General features: G+C 69.9%; 15 protein-coding genes. 5 read left to right on the top strand and 10 right to left on the bottom strand.

Features of this window, described 5'->3' with window-relative positions; translation table 11 throughout:
* Window positions 1-14: 14 nt before the first annotated feature.
* The 8 genes from RFN52_RS04110 to RFN52_RS04145 all read right to left on the bottom strand — a co-directional run bounded on the left by RFN52_RS04110 (window position 15) and on the right by RFN52_RS04145 (window position 10041).
* Window positions 15-1307, bottom strand: a complete 1293-nt coding sequence (locus RFN52_RS04110; RefSeq protein ID WP_184842426.1) for a homoserine dehydrogenase — start codon at window positions 1305-1307, stop codon at window positions 15-17.
* Window positions 1304-1828 (bottom strand): flavin reductase family protein, encoded by a 525-nt coding sequence (locus RFN52_RS04115; protein ID WP_184842429.1) that lies wholly within the window; start codon window positions 1826-1828, stop codon window positions 1304-1306. The genes RFN52_RS04110 and RFN52_RS04115 overlap by 4 nt, the downstream gene beginning before the upstream one ends.
* The gene (locus RFN52_RS04120) at window positions 1815-2669 is read right to left on the bottom strand and encodes a transporter substrate-binding domain-containing protein (RefSeq protein WP_184842432.1); all 855 of its coding nucleotides are present in this window, start codon (window positions 2667-2669) and stop codon (window positions 1815-1817) included. Before RFN52_RS04120 ends, RFN52_RS04115 begins: the two co-directional genes overlap by 14 nt.
* Window positions 2659-3429 (bottom strand): thioesterase II family protein, encoded by a 771-nt coding sequence (locus tag RFN52_RS04125; protein WP_184842434.1) that lies wholly within the window; start codon window positions 3427-3429, stop codon window positions 2659-2661. Before RFN52_RS04125 ends, RFN52_RS04120 begins: the two co-directional genes overlap by 11 nt.
* The gene (locus RFN52_RS04130) at window positions 3429-3992 is read right to left on the bottom strand and encodes a gamma carbonic anhydrase family protein (RefSeq protein WP_184842437.1); all 564 of its coding nucleotides are present in this window, start codon (window positions 3990-3992) and stop codon (window positions 3429-3431) included. Before RFN52_RS04130 ends, RFN52_RS04125 begins: the two co-directional genes overlap by 1 nt.
* A gap of 3 nt (window positions 3993-3995) precedes the next feature.
* On the bottom strand, window positions 3996-5150 hold the full coding sequence (locus RFN52_RS04135; protein WP_184842440.1) for a MupA/Atu3671 family FMN-dependent luciferase-like monooxygenase: 1155 nt from the start codon (window positions 5148-5150) through the stop codon (window positions 3996-3998).
* Window positions 5143-8142 (bottom strand): type I polyketide synthase, encoded by a 3000-nt coding sequence (locus RFN52_RS04140; protein ID WP_184842443.1) that lies wholly within the window; start codon window positions 8140-8142, stop codon window positions 5143-5145. Before RFN52_RS04140 ends, RFN52_RS04135 begins: the two co-directional genes overlap by 8 nt.
* A gap of 66 nt (window positions 8143-8208) precedes the next feature.
* Window positions 8209-10041 (bottom strand): non-ribosomal peptide synthetase, encoded by a 1833-nt coding sequence (locus RFN52_RS04145; protein ID WP_184842446.1) that lies wholly within the window; start codon window positions 10039-10041, stop codon window positions 8209-8211.
* 531 nt (window positions 10042-10572) lie between these two features.
* On the opposite strand from RFN52_RS04145, the gene RFN52_RS04150 reads away from it, so the two are divergent.
* Both RFN52_RS04150 and RFN52_RS04155 read left to right on the top strand, forming a co-directional pair.
* Complete coding sequence (locus RFN52_RS04150; RefSeq protein ID WP_229856881.1) at window positions 10573-11325, top strand: MmyB family transcriptional regulator; 753 nt, start codon at window positions 10573-10575, stop codon at window positions 11323-11325.
* 127 nt (window positions 11326-11452) lie between these two features.
* Window positions 11453-12433, top strand: coding sequence for a DMT family transporter (locus RFN52_RS04155; protein WP_184853784.1), 981 nt, complete (start codon window positions 11453-11455; stop codon window positions 12431-12433).
* Between the two features lie 98 nt (window positions 12434-12531).
* Here RFN52_RS04155 and RFN52_RS04160 read toward each other — a convergent pair whose 3' ends face one another.
* Window positions 12532-13977 carry an amino acid permease gene (locus RFN52_RS04160; protein ID WP_184842452.1) on the bottom strand — a complete coding sequence of 482 codons (1446 nt, stop codon included), beginning with the start codon at window positions 13975-13977 and terminating at the stop codon, window positions 12532-12534.
* Window positions 13978-14679: 702 nt separating this feature from the next.
* On the opposite strand from RFN52_RS04160, the gene RFN52_RS04165 reads away from it, so the two are divergent.
* The gene (locus RFN52_RS04165) at window positions 14680-15198 is read left to right on the top strand and encodes an alanyl-tRNA editing protein (protein WP_229856879.1); all 519 of its coding nucleotides are present in this window, start codon (window positions 14680-14682) and stop codon (window positions 15196-15198) included.
* Window positions 15199-15202: 4 nt separating this feature from the next.
* Here the strand turns inward: RFN52_RS04165 and RFN52_RS04170 are convergent, their stop codons facing one another.
* The gene (locus RFN52_RS04170; protein WP_184842458.1) at window positions 15203-16213 is read right to left on the bottom strand and encodes a LysR family transcriptional regulator; all 1011 of its coding nucleotides are present in this window, start codon (window positions 16211-16213) and stop codon (window positions 15203-15205) included.
* 248 nt (window positions 16214-16461) lie between these two features.
* Between RFN52_RS04170 and RFN52_RS04175 the strand changes: the two genes are divergently transcribed.
* Window positions 16462-17145 (top strand): LysE family translocator, encoded by a 684-nt coding sequence (locus RFN52_RS04175; RefSeq protein ID WP_184842461.1) that lies wholly within the window; start codon window positions 16462-16464, stop codon window positions 17143-17145.
* Between the two features lie 807 nt (window positions 17146-17952).
* On the top strand, window positions 17953-18786 hold the full coding sequence (locus RFN52_RS04180; RefSeq protein ID WP_184842464.1) for a phytanoyl-CoA dioxygenase family protein: 834 nt from the start codon (window positions 17953-17955) through the stop codon (window positions 18784-18786).
* Window positions 18787-18818: the final 32 nt, after the last annotated feature.

Consider the following 18818-nt stretch of genomic DNA (forward strand, 5'->3'; position numbering starts at 1 on the left):
CGGAACGCCGGCCGCTAGGTGTAGATGCGCAGCACCCGGCCGACCGCCCGGACGTGGTCCAGGTCGTGCAGCTCCTCCAGCGCGTCGTGGAGTGCGTGCTCGGGTGCCGGGAAGGTGAGGAACACGATGCGTGCCTGGGACTCCGAACCGTGCTGGTCCACTGTGCGGATCGACACGCCGTGCCGCCCGAACACCCCGGTCACCTCGGACAGCACGCCCGGTGCCTCGTCGACGTCGGCCCGGATGTAGTAGGAGTGCACCAGGTCCCGTGTGGGCCGCAGGGCCGCCGGCCGGCCGACGGGGACGCGCCGGTGGGTCCCGCGCGCCAGGTGTTCCGCGGCGCCGACGACATCGCCCAGGATCGCCGACGCCGAGGGGCGGGGGCCGGCGCCGTGCCCGTAGAACATGAGCTCACCGGCCGCGGACGTGGTCACGAAGACCGCGTTGAAGCTCTCCCGCACGCTCGCCAGCGGGTGATCGCGCGAGATCAGCGCGGGGAAGACCTGTGCGCCGATCGTGCCCCGCGCATCCGGCGGGCCGGTGAAGCGCTCGGCGACCGCCAGGAGTTTGATGTCGAATCCGAACCGGGCGGCCAGTTCGAAGTCCTCGGCGAGGAGGCCGGTGATGCCCTCCCGGCTGACGTCGTCGGCCACGACGGACCGGTTGAACGCCAGCGAGGCGAGGATGGCGATCTTGGACGCCGCGTCGGCGCCCTCCACATCGGCACTCGCGTCGGGTTCGGCGTATCCGAGTTCCTGGGCCTTCGCCAGTGCCTCCTCGAAGCCCAGACCGTCGGCCGTCATGCGGGTGAGCATGTAGTTCGTGGTGCCGTTGACGATACCGGCGACGCGCGTCACGTCCTCGGCCAGCAGCGACTCCCGGACGGGCCGCAGGAGGGGCACGGCGGCCACCGCGGCCGCCTCGAAGAAGAGGTCCACGCCCGCCCGGTCGGCCGCGGCGAACAGGTCGGGACCCGCGCTCGCGACGAGTTCCTTGTTCGCGGTCACGACCGGCTTCCCGGCGTTCAGCGCGGCCGTCACCAGCTCACCGGCCGGTGAGGTGCCGCCGATCAACTCGACCACGAGGTCGACGTCCTCGGCCTTGACGACGTCGTAGGCGTTGGTGGTGAAGACCGCCGGGTCCAGTGCCACGGAGCGCGGCTTGCCGGGATCGCGCACCGCGACCCGTACCAGTTCCAGGGAGATCCCGGCGACGTCCTCGATCGCGGATCGCCGTTCGAGAAGCAGTCCGGCGAACTCCTCCCCGACGGTTCCGCAGCCGAGCAGTCCGATGCGGATGTTCCTCATTCCGGCGCCCTCACGCTCTCGGTCAGGCCGTGCGGCCGGTGGGTTCCGAAGCTGCGCCGGTGGTAGACCAGCGGTGCTTCGCCCCCGGCGGCCTCCGCCGCGTCGACGCGGCCGAGCACGATGACGTGGTCACCGCCGTCCACCAGGCCGGCCACGGTCGACGCGATCCAGGCCGAGCTCCGCGCCAGGCGCGGGACTCCGTGGTCGACGTCCCAGGAGGTGTCACGGAACTTGTCGGTCCCGCTCCTGGTCGCGAAGGACATCGCCAGGTCGTCCTGGTCGGCGCCGAGGACGTTGAGGCCGAAGCGCCCCGAGTCGCGTATCGCGGCGAGCGTCCGCGACCCCCTGTCCAGACTGGCCATCACCATGGCCGGCGTGACCGACAGCGAGGCGAACGCGCTGACGGTCGCTCCGCACGGCGCGCCGTCGCGCGGCATGGCCGTCACGATGGACACGGGTGTGGCCACGCAGGCCATGACGTCCTTGAACGCCTCCTGCACGGTGGTTTCAGTGATGTTCATCGAATCCGCCTGTTCCCATCGCCAGGGTCTCCCCCGTTTCGGCAGGGTGCTTCCCCGTCTTCCTCGTCCGCGGCACGAAGGCCTCGTCCGCGGGATCCATGCCCAGGCCGAAGCCGAGACCGGGCAGTTCGTCGACGAACCAGCGCTCGACGAGCCGGGTGTACTCCTCGGACGCGAACACGTCGGCGAGGGCGTCGTCGACGGCGCGGACGAACGCCGCGTCCTCGTGCCGCATCATGAATCCGTAGTTCTCCCCGCCGAGGCGCACGTCCAGAAGTTCCGTGCCCGCCGGCGCGCCGGAGCCGCGCAGCAGTGCGCGGAGGATCACCTCGTCCGCCACCATGGCGTCGATCTGCCGGTCTGCCAGGAAGGCGTCCCTGGCCTCGCCGATGGACCGGACCCCGACGAAGGCGTGGTCGAAGCCCAGGTCCGCGTGGCTCTCCAGGGCGGCCTGGCTCGTCGAGCCCTGGATGCCGACCACGCGCGGCCGGCCCGCCGTCAGGTCCGCGCCGGGCTTCAGGGCGATCCGGTGCGCGGTGCGGAACACCGGCCGGCTGAAGGCGCAGCGCCGCGAGCGTTCCCGCGTGATGGTCGTCGACCCGCATTCGATGTCGATGCGGCGCTCTGCCAGCAGCCTCTGTCTCGTCGAGGAGGTGACCTCGACCGCATCCAGCGGCGGTACCCCGCCCGCTCCGGAGAAGACCCGGTCGAGGGCCAGCCGCGCCAAGTCGACGGAGTAGCCGACGGGACGGAATTCCGCCGTCGGGGCGTAGGAGAACGGTGGCGTGCTGCGCTGCAGCCCCACCCGCACCGTCGTGCCGTCGTGTGGGTCAGTGAACAACACCGATCACCCTGTCTGTCGTGCCGTGGACCGCCAGTTCCCCGACCAGGTCGAGGACGGGCTCCGGATTCGTCAGGAGGTACATGTGTCCCCCTGGCACCGTCCGCCGTGAGAAGCGCCGGGTCGTCAGCGACGCCCAGCCGGCCATGTCCCCGGGTGCCAGCAGCGGGTCCCGGTCGGCCGCCAGGCAGTGCACGTCGACCGGCAGCGGCCGTGGGACCAGCGCGGGGAACTCGCGTGCCATCCAGGCCAGGTCAGCGGCCAGGAGACGCGCGTGGAACGCGTCGGCGGCACTGGTCAGGGTGTCGCCGCAGGCTCCCGGGTCCTCCGCGGGGCGGTCGTGGTCCGCTGGCGGCGGCTGCCGGCCGACCTGGTCCGTGTACGGCGGCGGGGCCTGGGCCGACAGCACCACACGCGCGCGCCGCCGGTAGACCGCCCACATCGCGTCGGCAACCGCCCACGCGACGGTCGCGCCCATGCTGTGGCCGACGAGCAGGATCTCGTCGTAGGGCATCTCGCAGATCCCCCGGGCGATGCGCACGGCGAGCTCACCGAGGTCGTCGGTGAGCGGTTCCGCGGTGCGGTCCTCGCGCCCCTTGAGCTGGACCAGGACCACGTCCACGTGCGTGCGGAGCCGATCCGCCCAGCCGCGGTAGGACGACATGCCACCGCCCGCGTGGTGGAAGCAGACGGCCACCTGCCGGTGACCGGGCCCGTACCGTCTGAGCAGTCGCGCTTCCTCGGAAGTGACCTGCTCCATCAGACAGCGGCCCGTGTCCGGGGCTGCTCGTGGCCCGCCGCTTCGACCCGGCGCAGTCCGGTGCGGTACTGCGCGGCGAGTTCCCGGTACTCGGCGGCCGTCTCGTCCAGCACCGACACGTCGCTGTCGCTCAGCGTCATCAGGACGGAGGGCGGCGTGCCCGCGATGAGGCTCCGGGGCGGGTAGACGGGGCCGGCGCTGAGCACCGCGCCCGCCGACACCCGGCAGCTCTCGCCGACCGAGACGCCGTTCAGCAGCATCGCGCCGATCCCGACGACCGTACCGGAGCCGACCGAGCAGCCGTGCAGAACCGCGCTGTGGGCGACCGTGACGTCCCGTCCGATGTCCAGCGGAGCGCCTGGGTCCGAGTGCAGCATCGCGTGGTCCTGGATGTTGGAGCCCCGGCCGATCCGCACCGTCCCCTTGTCCCCGCGAACGGTGACGCCCGGCCAGAGACTGACGTCCTCCCCGATCTCGACGTCCCCGATCACCACGACGTCGTCGAACGCGTAGACGCTCGGGTGAACGCGCGGCTCGATGCCCTGGAAGCTGTACGTGCGCACAGGTCAGGCTCCCTTCTGAAGTAGCTGCGAGAGCCGGCCGAGGCTGGCCAGCACCTCGTCTTTGGACAGTCCGAAGTCCACGAGGCACGCGACCTCGTCCACCCCCATGTCGCGAAATCCCTCCAGCGTCTGCCGGGCCTGCTTCACATCGCCGATGAGGGAGCTGGAGGAGACGTACCGCTGGAACACCATCTCCAGGAATTCGTCCCGGTCCGCGTCGAGGTTCTGCAGGGTCCGCGCCTTGTCCTGGGCCTCCGCCTGTCCCGACGTCGCGTGCTGCGTGACGAAGGAACCCAGGTACTCGATCATCGGCCCCCGGACGCGTTCCACGGCCTCGTAGGTGTCGGCGCCGACGTAGGTGTGCAGCATCAAGGAGACGACACCGGCCTCGGGGTCGAGTCCGGCCCGGGCGCGTGCCTCGCGGTAGATGCCGATGCGGTTCTGGAGCTCGGCCGGCCCGAAGTTGATGAGCGCCGTCAGGACGTTGAGGCCCTGCTCCCCCGCGAAGCGCCAGGAGTCGACGCTCTTCGACGAGGTGAGCCAGAGGGGGAGGTCCGGCTGCACGGGCCGGGGGAAGGTCAGGATGTCGTGGCGCTCCCCGGCGGGGTCGGTGCGCTCGACGGCGACGCCGCGCCAGAGCTTGCGCAGCTCCTCCCGTGACTCGTTGAGCACCTGGCCCCTGGTCTCGTACGCCTCGGGCTTGAGGACGAAGTCCCGTGAATGCCAGCCGGGCGCCACCGCCAGATCGACGCGCCCGCCCGACAGGTTGTCGACGAGGGCCCATTCCTCCGCCACCCGCAGGGTGTCGTGCAGCGGGAGGTTCACGCTTCCGGAGCGGATGCGAACGTTCTCGGTGATCACGGCGACGGCCGCGCCCAGGAGCGCCGGATTGGGATAGGCGCCGCCGACCTCGGTGAAGTGCCGCTCCGGCGTCCAGACCGCGTTGTAGCCCGCGCGGTCGACGAACCGGGAGACCTCGACCAGGAGGTCGTAGGGATCGCTGTCGCCGCTCAGTCCGGAGAAGAAGATGACGCCCAGTTCGGGAAGGGCCGGCGCCGGTGGCCGCTGGTCTCCGGCTGGTGCGGGTGCGTCCCCCGACCTCAGTTTCGCTTTCAGGCGTGCCAGTTGTCCGGCGTCCAGGAGGGAGTCGTCAGACATGTGCGGGCTCCTCCCGCAGCAGTGCCGTGACCACCTGGGTGGTCGCCGTGACCGAGCTGTTCTCGTAGAAGTCACGGACGGAGAAGTCCAGCTGGAATGTCTCCCGCAGCTTGTTGATCAGCTGGATGGCCATGAGCGAGTTGCCGCCGAGCTCGAAGAAGCCCCGGTTGTCGGCTGCGGCGGCCTCCCCGAGGAAGCCTTCGAAGATCCGCCCGACGACGCGCCGGATCTCCTCGGTCGGATCGTCCGGGTCCGGCGGGCCGTCGGCCGGCGTGGTCGTCGCGTTCTGGACCCGGTCGCCGTCGAGGACGGCCTCGGCGGTGCCCGTCGGTACGGTGCGGGGCGGGGCCTCCTGCTCACCGGCGCGGTCGTCGGCCGCGAAGCCCAGAGTCGGCTCGACCCAGTGGACGCGGCGTTCGAACGCGTAGGTGGGAAGGGACGTCATCCGCGCGGCGGTCGCGTACCTGCCGAGGGGAACCTCCGAGTCTGTGGCCCAGCCGAGCGCGACGGCGTCCGCGAAGGACTCGTCCTCGTGCTCCCGCTCCCCCAGCGCCTGGGCCAGCTGGAGGTTCTGGGAGGCGTCGGGCCCGTAGCCCGCCCGCACCAGGTTGCTCATCGACCGGCCCGGGCCGATCTCGACGAACCTGCTCACGCCGGAGTCCCGCAGCGTCTGCACCGATGCGGCGAAGTCGACCGTACGGAGCAGGTGGTCGGCCCAGTAGTGGGGGCTGCGGGCCTCGTACTCCGTGAGGAACCGTCCGGTGACGTTCGACACCAGCGGAATGCGCGGTGCCCGGAAGTCGCGGGGCTTGAGGAACTCCAGGAAGTCGTCAGCGGCCTGCCGCATGAGCGGCGAGTGGAAGGCGTGCGAGGTCGCCAGCCGCTGGTGGTGCGTTCCGGCCTCGGCGGCTCGTGCCGCTGCCGTGGCGATCGCCTCGTGGGTGCCCGACAGCACGTACTGCTGGGGGGAGTTGGTAGCCGCCACGACGAGGGAGGCGTCGTCGAGCAGGTCCGTGAACGGCTCCAGGCGGTCGACCGCGAGCATGGCTCCGGTCTCGCACCGCCCCATCAGCCGTGCCCGCGTCGCGACGAACTCGGCCGCCGCCTCCAGGTCGAACACGCCGGCGACGGTCGCGGCGACGATCTCGCCGAGGCTGTGCCCGAAGACGTACCGGGGCCGGACACCCGAGTCGATCAGGGCGGACGCCAGCGCGTGCTCCACGGCGAACAGCAGGGGCTGTGCCACGGAGGTGTCGATGCCGTCGACCTGGGAGTCGGGGCCGAGGAACGCGGTCACATCGACGTCGGTGTGCTGGTTGACCGCGGCGGTCGCCTCGGCGAGCCGGCGCGAGAAGTGCTCGTTGTTCGCGGCGAGCACGGCTCCCATCGCCTGGCGTTGCGTCCCCTGCCCCGCGAAGACGAACGCGATCTCGTCCGGGCCCGCTTCCGTACCCCTGTGGTACCGCCCGGCCCTCAGGCGGGAGACCGCCTCCGTCCGGTCGATCGCGGCCAGCGACGCCCGGTGGGGGTGCCGTGTCCGTCCCTCGCGCAGCGTGTAGGCGTACTCGGCGAGCGAACCGTCCGGGTGCGCGGCTAGGTGCCGTGCGAGTGCGGCCGCCTGGCCTTCGAGGGCTTCCTCCGTGCGTGCCGAGAACGTGAGGATGCTCGGGCCGTCGGCGGGCGCCGCGGGCTCTGCGGGTGCCTGCTCGAAGCTCTTGAGGATGACATGGCCGTTGGTGCCGCCCATGCCGAAGGCGCTGACGGCGGCCCAGGTCTCGGTGTCGCTGTCCAGGGGCCGCCCCTCGGTGGTCACGAAGTAGCGGGAGCCGTCCAGTTCGAGCGCCGGGTTGACCTCACCGACGTTGACCGTCGGCGGCACGTACCGGTGCTTGAGGACCAGGGCCGTCTTGATCAGCCCGATGATGCCGGCGGCGATGTTGACGTGTCCGAAGTTGCCCTTGAGCGAACCGATCCCGCACGGGGCCCCGTCGACGCCGTACGCCTGCTTGATGGCCTCGATCTCGATGGGGTCGCCCAGCGCCGTGCCCGTGCCGTGCGCCTCGATGTAGGAGACGTCCGTCTGCTTGGCGCCCGAGACCTGGAGGGCGTCGCTGAGCACCGCGACCTGGCCGGAGACGCTCGGCGCGGTGAAACTGACCTTCTGCGCACCGTCGTTGTTCACCGACGAGCCGGCGATCACCGCGTGCACCTCGTCCCCGTCGGCGATCGCGTCGCGCAGCCGCTTCAGCAGGACGAGCCCGAGCCCGTTGGTGAAGAGCGTGCCGTTCGCGCCGGAGTCGAACGGGCGGCACACCCCGTCCGGCGACAGCACGCCGCCCACCTGGTACTGGTACCCGGACTCCTGCGGAACGCGGATGTGGACCGCTCCGGCGATGGCCGCGTCGCATTCGTTCAGCAGGAGGCTCTGCACCGCCGAGTGGACGGCCACGAGCCCGGTCGAGCACGCCGTCTGCACGTTCACGCTGGGTCCGCGCAGGTTCAGCTTGTAGGAGATGCGGGTCGCCAGGAAGTCCTTGTCGTTGCCGTGCCGGACGACCATCTCGCCCAGCGACTCGACCAGGTCACTGCGGCGCAGCGCACCGAAGAGGTAGGTGCTCATCCCGGAGCCGGCGAAGACGCCGATCCGCTGCTCGGTGCGCTGCGGATCGATGTTGGCCCGCTCCAGCAGGGACACCGACGATTCGAGCATGAGGCGCTGCTGGACATCGAGGACGTCCGCTTCGCGGGGGGAGTATCCGAAGTACGCGGAGTCGAACTCGGCGACGCCTTCGAGGACTCCGGCCCTGTTGACGTAGTCCCGGCGCGACCGCTGCTCGGCCGGCACCCCGGCGGACGCGACCTCCGGGTCCGAGAGGTCTCTGATGACGGTCTCGCCGTTCACCAGCTTCTGCCAGAACGCGTCGACGTCCGGCGCCTCGGGCAGGCGGCATTGCATCGAGACGATCGCGATCAGCTCGTCATCGTTTTCCATGGTCATCCTTGGGTCGTGCCAGTGGGGCGGGCGCGCAGCGGGCGCGTCGGGGAGGGGCGGCCGGGCTCAGCGCCGGCAGGTGCGCCGGGACGACAGGACACGGCTGCGTGCGGCGCGGGCCGTCGCCGCCGTACGGCCGGGCACCCGGCCGTACGGCTCCTCGGACAGGGAGTCGAGGAACCGGCACTGCGCGTTGAAGGAGGCGTACTCGAAGAGCCGGACGAGCGGGAAGCGCACGTCGAACTCGCTCTGGATCTCCGAGTGGAGAGCCACGATGGTCAGCGAAGTCCCGCCGATGTCGAAGAAGTTCGACTCACGGTCGGCCAGGGACGAGGTCCCGCCACCGGCCACGGAGAGCCAGATGCGCTCCAGCCGGGCGGCGGCCGGCCCGCTCCTGGCACCGGCGCGCCGATCGCTGTCCGCGCGCCGTGCCTGCACGTGGCCGCGGGCGATCTCGGTCAGTGCCGTGCGGTCGGTCTTGCCGTTGGGGAGCTTCGGCAACTCGGGGAGGTAGAGGAAGGCCGAGGGCAGCATGGCGCTCATCAGCCGCTCGCTCAGGTGGTCCCGCAGGGCCCGTTCCGCCGCCGCGTCCCCCTCGACGATCGCCACGATGGTCTTGGTGAACCGGTCCTCCGGCGCGCAGACGAAAGCGTCCCGGATGCTCGGGTGGGACTGGACGGCGGACCGTACCTCCTGCAGCTCGATCCGGACGCCCGCGATCTTCACCTGGTCGTCTGCCCGGCCGAGGATCTCCAGGACGCCGTCCGCGCCGTACCGTCCGAGGTCCCCGGTCGGGTAGGCGAGGACCCGCTCACCGCCGAGGTGGAGCTCGACGAACGGGGAGACGATCCGGCCGTCGACGAGGTAGCCGTACGAGGGGTGGTCAGCCGCGATGTGGATCTGGCCCGAGACTCCGTCCGCGCAGGGTTGGCCGCTCTCGTCCAGGACGTGGCTGCGCGACCGGGGAAGGTTGTGTCCCACGGGCTGTATCCCGGGGGCCGGGGGCCGGGGCACCCGGTGGAAGTGCTGGGCCAGGGTCGTCTCGGTCGGCCCGTAGAGATTCACCACCTGGCAGTGCGGAAAGAGGTCGTGCCACCTGTTCACCAGGGCGCCGTCCAGGGGCTCCCCCGCGAAGAAGGACAGGCGGACTCCCGGTATCGGCTCGCTCTCCTCCGGGCCCGACAGCCACACCTTGCCCAGTGACGGGACCAGGTGGAATGCGGTGATCTCCTCCGCGCGCAGGAAGTCCCGCACCGCGGTGCCGTCCAGGTGCCGTCCATCCGGGATGCACAGCGTGGCCCCTGAGATCAGCGGCGTGAGTGCGTCCCGGAACCAGACGTCGAAAGAGAGGTTGGTGAAATGGGCGAAGCGATCCTGCGGGCCGATGCCGAATTCGCCGGACTGCCACTCCAGGAACCGGGACAGGCCCTCGTGGCTTCCGACGATCGCCTTGGGCTTCCCGGTGGATCCGGAGGTGAAGGCGATGTAGGCGTAGTCGTCGTGATGGTGGAGCGCCCCGGCCGGGCCGCCTCCCGGCAGGGGTTCGGAGCCGGGCCGCGACTCGATCCGGTGGCCGTTCGCGCAGTCGACGGTCGCCCGCGCGCGGCCGGAGGCCAGCATGGTCTCGCGGCGCACCTCGGGGAGCGCGTCATCGACGAGCATGACGGTCGCGCCGGCCTTCCACACCGCGAACACGGCCGTGATCACCGACGCGCTGCGCCTGCCGAGCACAGCGACGACATCGCCGGCCCCGATGTCCCGCGCCCGCAGGTCGTCCGCCAAGGCCCCGGCGCGGGCGGACAGTTCGGAGAACCGGACGGACTCCGAGGCACAGCGGATCGCGGTCGCGTCAGCGAATTTCTCACAGGCCTGCTGTAACAGGGTGTCGGCCTTTTGCACGGATGACTCTCCATCATCTGGTGAGTTTTAAATCGAGGGAGGACTCGGAGATGAGAAATACCGCGGAAACAATGGGCGGGTGTATACCTCTGCCGCAGAGCTCCGCGACTCCGATCGAGATGCTTCCAGCGGAAAGGGAGCACCGTCAAGCGGCAATAATGTGCCGCCCAGGCGGAGAAGCGGCCTCACACAACACGCCCTCTGAATTCATTTGCCCAGCACCCGACAAGCGGACAGCCCGCGGGCAGACTCCGTTCATCCCGCGTCAACCGGCAAATATTTGCCGGTCGTTCGACTGTCCCGAAGCTCACTCGCTCATCGACGGAACCGTGAGGTGGCCGGGACGGGAGATCATCTTGCGCCATGCGAATGGTCCGGTAGCATGCAGTGGAGTCGCGACGCTCCTCTATCGCGGGCCGCCAACGGAGTTCGGCCTCTGACTGCAATACAGAGAGGTAATTCCAGCCGGTGCACCACCCCACTAGGCTTCCCGACTTACTCCGCGCTTGGCGGGCTGCGGCGGGAAAGAAAATGCAGCGCGGCAAGCCGCTCCCCCAGAAGGAAGTCGCCCAGCGCATGGAAGTGAGCGAGCGCTGGTATCGCAACCTGGAGAGCAACGTCGGCGCCCCCCTCACCCCCGAAGCGCTGATACGCCTTTCCACCGCGCTCGCACTCGGCCCGGACGAACGCCTGGCCCTGTACAGACACGTACACGCGAACACCAAGCTGGGTGCGCCGGAACCGGAGGAAGTGGAAGAGGCCCGCGACGCGCTCACCCACCTGCTCGCCACGCACGAGCGGTACCCGGCCTACGTCGTCGACCACGCGTGGAACATGCTCGACTGCACGGCCCCCATGGCGTCCTGGTTCCCCTGGGTCCGTGAACCGGAGGCCAACCTCCTGCGCTGGGCCCTCACCGCACCGGAGGCACGCGAGCAGCTCAGCGACTGGCCCAGGCATGCCGCTCTCTATCTCGCCCAGTTGCGCTTCGCCCTGGTCAGCAGCCAAGACCACGAGCAACTCGGCGCGATACTCGACGAAGCGCTCGCCGACCCCGAGTGCCGGAGGCTGTGGGACCTGGAGACCAAGGTCGTCGCCTACCGGCAGGGGCATCGTTTCCGCCTTCGGCTCCCGCATGTCGCCGGACATGAGATCACCGTCACGTCCCAGGTTCTGCTGCCCGCGCACCAGCAGGAACTCCGCTACGTCCTGCTGCTGCCCGAGTCCGGTTCGGCGCCGGGGGCGAGCCGGATCGAGCACGACCCCGCGCAGTGCCGCTGTTGAGGACGGTGGCCGGCCCGTACGTCGAACACGCGCGCACAGAGCACGCGAAGAACATCAGGAGGACACCATCGTGAGCCGACAGCCGGGAACCACTTCGGCGGCCGGTGGGGCACCGCCCTCCGGCACGATGGACGGGCGGGCACTCGTCGCGGCATCCGTCACCGTGGTGCTGTGGGCATCGTCGTTCATCTCGATCCGCAGCTCCGCCGCGCACTTCGACCCGGGGCCGCTCGCCTTCGGCAGACTGGCGGTGGCCTCGATCGTTCTGGGCGCCATCGCGCTGGTCCGGCGCGCGGGTTTCCCGCCCCGCGAGGCGTGGCCCGGCATCGCCGCCTCCGGGGTCCTGTGGTTCGGCGCGTACATGGTCGCGTTGAACTGGGGTGAGCGGGAGGTGGACGCGGGCACGGCCGCCATGGTCGTCAACGTGGGCCCGATCCTGATGGCTCTGCTGGGCGGCTGGCTGCTCAAGGAGGGGTTCCCGCCCCGGCTGATGGCGGGCGTGGCGGTGTCGTTCGCCGGCGCCGTGATCGTCGGCGTGGCCACGTCCGGCGGGGAGGACACGTCCGTCCTCGGCGTGCTGCTGTGCCTGCTCGCGGCGGTGGTGTACGCGGTGGGCGTCGTGGTGCAGAAGCCCACCTTGAAGCACGCGACTCCCTTGCAGGTCACGACGTTCGGCGCACTCGTGGGGGCGCTGGCCTGCCTGCCGTTCGCCGGCCAGTTCGCGTCGCAGGTCAGCAGAGCTCCTGCGGCTGCCTCTCTGCAGGTGGTGTACCTGGGCATCTTCCCGACGGCTCTCGCGTTCAGCACGTGGGCCTATGCGATATCGCGCACCACGGCGGGGAAGATGGGCGCCACGACCTATGCAGTGCCGGTGATCGTCGTCTTCATGTCGTGGCTGTTCCTCGATGAGGTGCCCAACTGGCTCTCGCTGCTGGGTGGTCTGCTGTGCCTGTGCGGGGTCGCGGTGTCGCGGATGGGGGGAAGTGCGCCGGACCGGTCTCCGCGAGAGGTGCCGCCCAGCCGGACGGCCGACGGGGCCCCGCAGGAGTCCGTCCTCCACGGGTCGAGCGCGCCCGGTACCGATGGGAACGACCGGGGCGCGAGGTGACGGTTCCCGCTTGAACCGGGTCCTTCCGCGACCGTGCCCACCAGGCAGCTTCGGCAGCCGGTGGGCACGTTGGCGTTTCCCTTGCCCTCGTGACGAGCTCAGTCTGCCGTGCCGTCGGTGCCGGCCCGTGGGCGGCCCGGCTTGCGGACCAGTGCGACGGCCAGCACCACGGCGGCGACCAGCAGGGACAGCAGAACGGTCCGGCGCCCGTCGTGTTCGGCGTCGGTGAGCATGTACCCGAGGACGAAGACGATCACCGCCGCCGTCGCCCAGGTCAGATACGGGTACAGCCACATCTTCACGACGAGCCTCTCCGGTGCCTCCCGCTGGAGGATCTTGCGCATCCGCAGGTGTGAGAAGCAGATCACCAGCCAGACGAACAGGGCCACCGCGCCACTGGAGTTGACGAGGAAGAGGAACACCGTCTCCGGAAACCGGTAGTTGAGGAAGACGGCGACGAACCCGAACATCACGGAGGCGATGATCGCGGTTCGCGGGACTCCGCGGTCGGTGACGCGGGCGAAGGCGCCGGGCGCGTCCCCGCGCTCCCCCAGCGAGTAGGCCATCCGGGAAGCCGTGTACACGCCCGAGTTGAGGCACGACAGCACCGATGCCAGCACGATGACGTTCATGATCTGGCCGGTGTGCGGGATCCCGAGACTGTCGAGGGCGGCCACGTAGGAGCCCTTGTCCGTGACCGCCTCGCTGTCCCAGGGCACCAGGCAGACGACGACGAAGATCGACCCGAGGTAGAACACGGCGATGCGCCAGATGATGCTGTTGGTCGATGTGGTCACCGCCCGCCTCGGGTCCTCCGACTCGGCAGCCGCCAGGGTCGCGATCTCACTGCCCATGAAGGAGAAGACGACCAGGGTCACACCGGTGAGGACCGCGCCGGGCCCGTTGGGCAGGAAGCCGCCGTGCCCCGTCAGGTTGCCGAGCCCGGCCTGGGGGCTGTCGACACCCGGCAGCACGTGGAAGACCGCCAGCGCGCCGATGACGATGAACGCCCCGATGGCGACGACCTTGATGCCGGCGAACCAGAACTCGAACTCACCGTAGGAGCCGACCGAGACGAGGTTCGTGGCGGTCAGCACCACCATCACGACGAGCGACCACGCCCATTGGGGCACGGCGGGTATCCAGCCCTCCAGGATCACGGCTCCCGCGGTCGCCTCGATGGCGAGGACCACGACCCAGAAGAACCAGTACAACCAGCCGATGGTGAACCCGGCCCAGGGCCCGAGTGCCCGGTCGGCGTGGGCGGAGAAGGAGCCGGAGGCGGGGTGGGCCGCGGACATCTCGCCGAGCATGCGCAGCACGCAGACGACGAGCAGACCCACCAGGGCGTACGACAGGAGGATGCCGGGCCCCGTGATCGCGATGCTGGTGCTGGAGCCGACGAAGAGACCGGCGCCGATGACACCGCCGATGGCGATCATCGACAGGTGGCGGTTCTTCAGCCCGGCTTTCAGGGCCGGAGCGGCCGGTTCGTGCGGGGGCGCGCCGGGCTGAGCGGCGACCTTGTCGGGTGAAGCGGTCATGGAACGTCCTCGGATGCGTCGTTGGGGTGGGGTGCGCCCCGGCGGGTCGACTCCGGCCGCCGGGTGGTTCAACCGGCCGTCGGGTGGATCAAGGGCGTGGCCGCGCACCGTGGTTGCGCGGGGGCCCGGCCGGTCGGGCCCCCGCGCGGCGTGCGGACCGGCCGACCGGTCTCCCGCGCGGCCTGCGGACCGGCCTGCCGGTCCCCGCGCGGCGTGCTGCCGACGGGGCGGCCCCGTCGTCTTCCTTGTGCGGCGGCGGTGGGCCGTGCCGGGGGGACAACCAGCCTAGGAGGGCTGCGCATCGATCTGGAAGGCCAGTTTCTTCGCAGAGGCAGGCACTGCGGGACATCCCATGACAACCTGTGCATGCACTCTTTCTTTATGCCCCCCTAAACAAAAGCGACCTACAGGAAATCCTGGGTCCTCTGAAAAGATGGGCCGGGCGTGCACCACAACTCCCGTAGCCCGCTCCGTTTCTGATGCAACGGCGCGGGCTCGCACGCTCAAAGAGAACCGTGGATAGAGGCGATTGTTGTGACCGAGCAGAGCCAGATCTACCTGGCGGACACCTACGCGTACGAGGCCGACACCGAAATCATCGGAATCGACGCGTCCTCCGCGCGAGTACGGATTGCTCTCGCTCGGAACATCTTTCATCCGCAGGGAGGGGGGCAGCCCCATGACCGCGGCACAGTCGCGGGCATGGAGGTCACCCCCTGCAAGGACGCGGCATCCGGATGGGTCTGGCTGACGCTCCCGGCCGGTACCGAATGGCCGGCAGGGCAGCCGGCCGAGGGCGTCGAGGTGCACAGCCGCATCGACCCCGGCCTGCGTCGACTGCACGCGGCCCTGCACACGGCCGGACATCTGGTGGACGCCCTGGCCCGCCCGCACGGCTTCCAGCACACGGGCAACAATCATTTCCCGGGCCAGGCCCGCATCGAATACGCGGTCGACGGCGCCGAGTTCGACAAGGACGAGCTGGCGGCCACCCTCACCACCGGGCTGGACAAGGCCATCGCGGAAGCTCTGCCCGTCACCGCCGGAGAGCAGGACGGACGACGCACCATCACCATCGAGGGCCTTGCTACGGAATTCTGCGGCGGCACTCACGTCACCGATCTCGGGCTCCTGACGGACGTCGCCGTCCGTTCCGTCAAGGTGAAGTCCGGGCGCCTGCGGATCGGCTACACCGCGGAGCATGCCGAGAGCGCGATCTAGGGCCCTAGCTGCCGCGCTCGCTGCCGACAGGTGTGTCCGGCCGCCGGTGGAGTCCCTCCGAAGGCGGGCCGGGCGGGACCGGGTCCGGGACCGGGCGGTGATCGCCGGGCGCCTGAGCGAAGGCCTTCTGCAGCATGCGGCGTGCCGTGCGCAGCAGCGGAGTGTTGTCCGAGGAACGCCACAACAGGCTGACTGTGCGGTGCAGTGCGGGAGAGGCGAACCGGCGCGTGCTGATGGGGGCGGGACTCGCGTCCGCCGCCATGCGCGGCACACAGGCCGCACCGACTCCGCTGCTGGCGAGCGCGCACGCCACCGAGTAGTTCGACGTCTCGAAAGCGACCAGGGGAGGCGCCATGGACCTGCTGGAGAACAGGGCCTCCAGCGCCTCACGATTCGCCAGTCCGGGACGTCCGCTGATCAGCGCGACGCCCGCCAGCTCCGACCAGTGCAAGGGAGAGTCGTCGGACATGAGGGGGTGCCCGGCTTCCGCGACCAGGACCAGTTCCTCGTCCAGCAGCGTCTCGGAGCACAGCCCGGCCGGCACGGGGTGCTGGTGGCCGTGCAGGTACGAGTGGGTCAGGAGGAGATCGATCTCGCCTTCCACGAGCGGGTCGTACCCTTCGGGCGGCTCGAACTCCTGCATGGAGATGGCGATTCCGGGATGCCGTCCGCGCAGTTCCGCGAGGACCGGCGGCAGCAGATGAATACCACCGGTGGTGAAACTCCCGATGCGGAGGTGGCCCCCGGACATGTCCTGGAACTGCATGAGTTCCAGTTCCGCGGTGCGCAGGATCTCGTCGATCTCGCGAGTCCGCTGGACCAGCAGTTCACCGGCCGCGGTGAGCCGCGCGCCCCTGCGGTGCCGCACCAGCAGCGGCATGCGCGCCTCCCGCTCCAGTTTGGCCATCTGCTGGCTCAGGGCGGGCGGTGTGTATCCGAGTCTGGCCGCCGCGGCGGAGATCGAACCGGTTTCCGCAACCGCCACCAGCGCGAGCAGGCGGTTCAGGTCCTGCATGAAAAGCTCCCACTCTCCTGCGTCCGGGCCGGTGCCTTGCAGCCGCCGCCGGCTGAACAGGGGGCCTCCCGGCCGACGTCATCACGCGTCGAAGTCGTGGCGGGGCCTGCTCTTCGGAGCCCCGGCCCCCGGCGACCCGCGCGAGACGCCCCGTTCTTCATGTTCTTCCATCTTCCGTCTTCCCGGAGGCCGGCCGCACACGGAGTGAAGCCCGCGGCGGCCCCGGAGCCGCATTTCGCGAGGTGCCGATGATCAGCGAAATCCTTACCTTCTCGGGAGTGGCCGCCGGCATCATCGTGATGCCGGGGGCCGACCTCGCCGTGGTGTTGCGCAATGCCCTGGCCTCGCGTCGGGCCGGGCTGGCGACGGCCGTCGGCATCGTCTGCGGACTGGCACTGCACACGGCGCTCGCGGCGGCCGGCCTCGCGGCGCTCCTGGTCACCTCGGACCTGCTGTTCACAGCGCTGAAGCTGGTCGGCGCGGGATATCTGCTCTATCTGGGCGGGAAGGCACTCGCGGCCTGTGTCCGCGGCCCGCGGCCCGCTCCCCCGTCGCAGGAGGTCCGGGAAGAGACCCCGGCACCGGGCGCCGTCGGCGGCGGCACGGCCACCATGGTGGCCGGGAAGACCGGGCTGCGGCCCTTCCTGCTTCAAGGGTTCATCACCAACGCGGCCAACCCGAAGGCGCCCGTGCTCTTCCTCAGTCTCATGCCGCAGTTCATCCCCCGGGGCGCCCCGTTCGTGCCGATGACCTTGTCGCTCAGCGCGATCGTCATCGTCTGCGGCCTGCTGTGGTTCCCGTCGGTCGCCATGGCCGCCGCGTCGGCCGGCAGGTTCCTCGCTTCCCCTCGGGCCGGGCGGCTCGTCGAGGGGGTCATCGGCATCGTCCTCATGTTCCTTGCCGTCATGCTCCTCATGGAGTCTGCCGTCTGAGTGTCCGAGCCGTGCTCTCGTGAGCACCGGCGGAAACGCAGCGCAATGCGAGCATCCTCTTGATCACATCCGCCCCGCGCAAGGGGGTCGCCGTCATGCGGCCCCTGGGTGTGTGGGGCCGGGGAAAGGAATGAGCCAGGCCCCACGCCGAGAGCCCGGACCGCACTGCGGCCCGGGCTCGGCTGCCGGAGGGCGTGGATGGTGGTGAATTGTCATGGCGGGCGGCAGCGAGGGCCACCGACAAAGCGCAGTATTGGGGCACCCCGGCCTGCCCGCCCTGCCCCGGCCTCAGCGGCCGTGCGACGTACGACGTCATCGACTTCGAGCCATCCGCCGGGACGGGCACCGCCGGAGCGCATCTCATATTCCGGGATACCGGGTGACCTCTTTCGCGGGAAAGTCACCCCGTAATCGGTGAAGCGGGAGTTTGACCTGTGCGGCAGAATTCTGCCGCACACATCGAATCCACCTCTTCGGTGCGGCCGTAGTGATCCGCCGAGCCGACGGCGCCCTTGCAGCCGAAAGAAGGTGCTGCGGGGCGACTTAAGAAAAAGTGACTTCACCCGGCGAGCGACCCATGTGAAAGTGAGGAACGCGTTCACACCGCCCCACAAGGGCTTGGCTGCGCAAAGCATCTGCCAATGGCCGACCGCTCCAGCATGTCGGCCCTTTCCGGCCTTTTCACGCGCACCGTGATTCAGGCGCTTCTTCCGTTTCCGCTCGCCGGCCTGCAGCCCGTTCCGCACGGGTGCGCCGTCGTCACGCCTGACCGGACATCTGCTCGACGTATTCCGAAAGGACTGTGCAATGAGCACCATTCAGAACCAGCAGCTCGAGAACGTCGCCTCCACGGCCACCCCCGTCTACACGCTTTTCGAATCGGTGGTCACCGAGACCCTCGACCGGGACATCCTGGCCAGGATCGGCGCCGGAACGCTCGGCGCCGCTCGCGTCCCCGGCTTCTTCACCACCGAGCAGTGCGACGCCGTCACCAAGGGGCTCGACACATGTGACATGGGCAGCTACGACGAGCAGCTGGTCCAGCCGCGCATCGCCAAGCTGGGACCGGCCACCTACGACTACTACGGCAACGTCGAACTGCCGCCCGCCTACTGGGAGCACACCGAGCAGTCCGACGCGTCACGGTCCGGTCTGCTGCACGGGGGCGACCCCCTTGACGAGGCGATCCGCAAGCTGGAGAAGGTGTGGGGCGGACGGGTGGCCCGTGCCACATCGAAGGGGCGGCCGATGTTCGCCGGCATGATCCGGGAGATCAACGCCGGGGCGAAGATGCACTTCGACGAGGTCGTCAGGGAGTTCCCCGGTGTCGTGGACGACACGCCCGTCTGCCAGATCGCCTTCAACTGCCACCTGTCGATGCCCTCCTCCGGAGGGGAGTCGCTGGTCTTCCGCCGCGCCTGGAAGCCCTCGGACGAACAGCACCGCGACGGATACGGCTACGCCGAGAGCATCGTCGCCGACGAGCCGTACGCCCGTGTGGAAGCGGCCCAGGGCGACGCGATCTTCTTCGACCCGCGCAACTACCACCTGGTGCGCCCGAACACCTCCGAGGGCCGGCGCGTCACGCTGTCCTTCTTCATCGGCATCACGTCCTCCGGCGAGCTGTCCATCTGGTCATGAACTGACGCCCCACTCCCGACACCGACAAGGAG

This window comes from Streptomyces collinus, from assembly GCF_031348265.1.
GTDB classification, from domain to species: domain Bacteria; phylum Actinomycetota; class Actinomycetes; order Streptomycetales; family Streptomycetaceae; genus Streptomyces; species Streptomyces collinus.

Coding starts and splice junctions, on each gene's coding strand:
- RFN52_RS04140 (WP_184842443.1), bottom strand. CDS start 8,142: ATGGAAAACGATGACGAGCTGATCGCGATCGTCTCGATGCAATGCCGC.
- RFN52_RS04160 (WP_184842452.1), bottom strand. CDS start 13,977: ATGACCGCTTCACCCGACAAGGTCGCCGCTCAGCCCGGCGCGCCCCCG.
- RFN52_RS04135 (WP_184842440.1), bottom strand. CDS start 5,150: ATGTCTGACGACTCCCTCCTGGACGCCGGACAACTGGCACGCCTGAAA.
- RFN52_RS04165 (WP_229856879.1), top strand. CDS start 14,680: ATGGAGGTCACCCCCTGCAAGGACGCGGCATCCGGATGGGTCTGGCTG.
- RFN52_RS04170 (WP_184842458.1), bottom strand. CDS start 16,213: ATGCAGGACCTGAACCGCCTGCTCGCGCTGGTGGCGGTTGCGGAAACC.
- RFN52_RS04175 (WP_184842461.1), top strand. CDS start 16,462: ATGATCAGCGAAATCCTTACCTTCTCGGGAGTGGCCGCCGGCATCATC.
- RFN52_RS04155 (WP_184853784.1), top strand. CDS start 11,453: ATGGACGGGCGGGCACTCGTCGCGGCATCCGTCACCGTGGTGCTGTGG.
- RFN52_RS04150 (WP_229856881.1), top strand. CDS start 10,573: ATGCAGCGCGGCAAGCCGCTCCCCCAGAAGGAAGTCGCCCAGCGCATG.
- RFN52_RS04180 (WP_184842464.1), top strand. CDS start 17,953: ATGAGCACCATTCAGAACCAGCAGCTCGAGAACGTCGCCTCCACGGCC.
- RFN52_RS04110 (WP_184842426.1), bottom strand. CDS start 1,307: ATGAGGAACATCCGCATCGGACTGCTCGGCTGCGGAACCGTCGGGGAG.
- RFN52_RS04125 (WP_184842434.1), bottom strand. CDS start 3,429: ATGGAGCAGGTCACTTCCGAGGAAGCGCGACTGCTCAGACGGTACGGG.
- RFN52_RS04115 (WP_184842429.1), bottom strand. CDS start 1,828: ATGAACATCACTGAAACCACCGTGCAGGAGGCGTTCAAGGACGTCATG.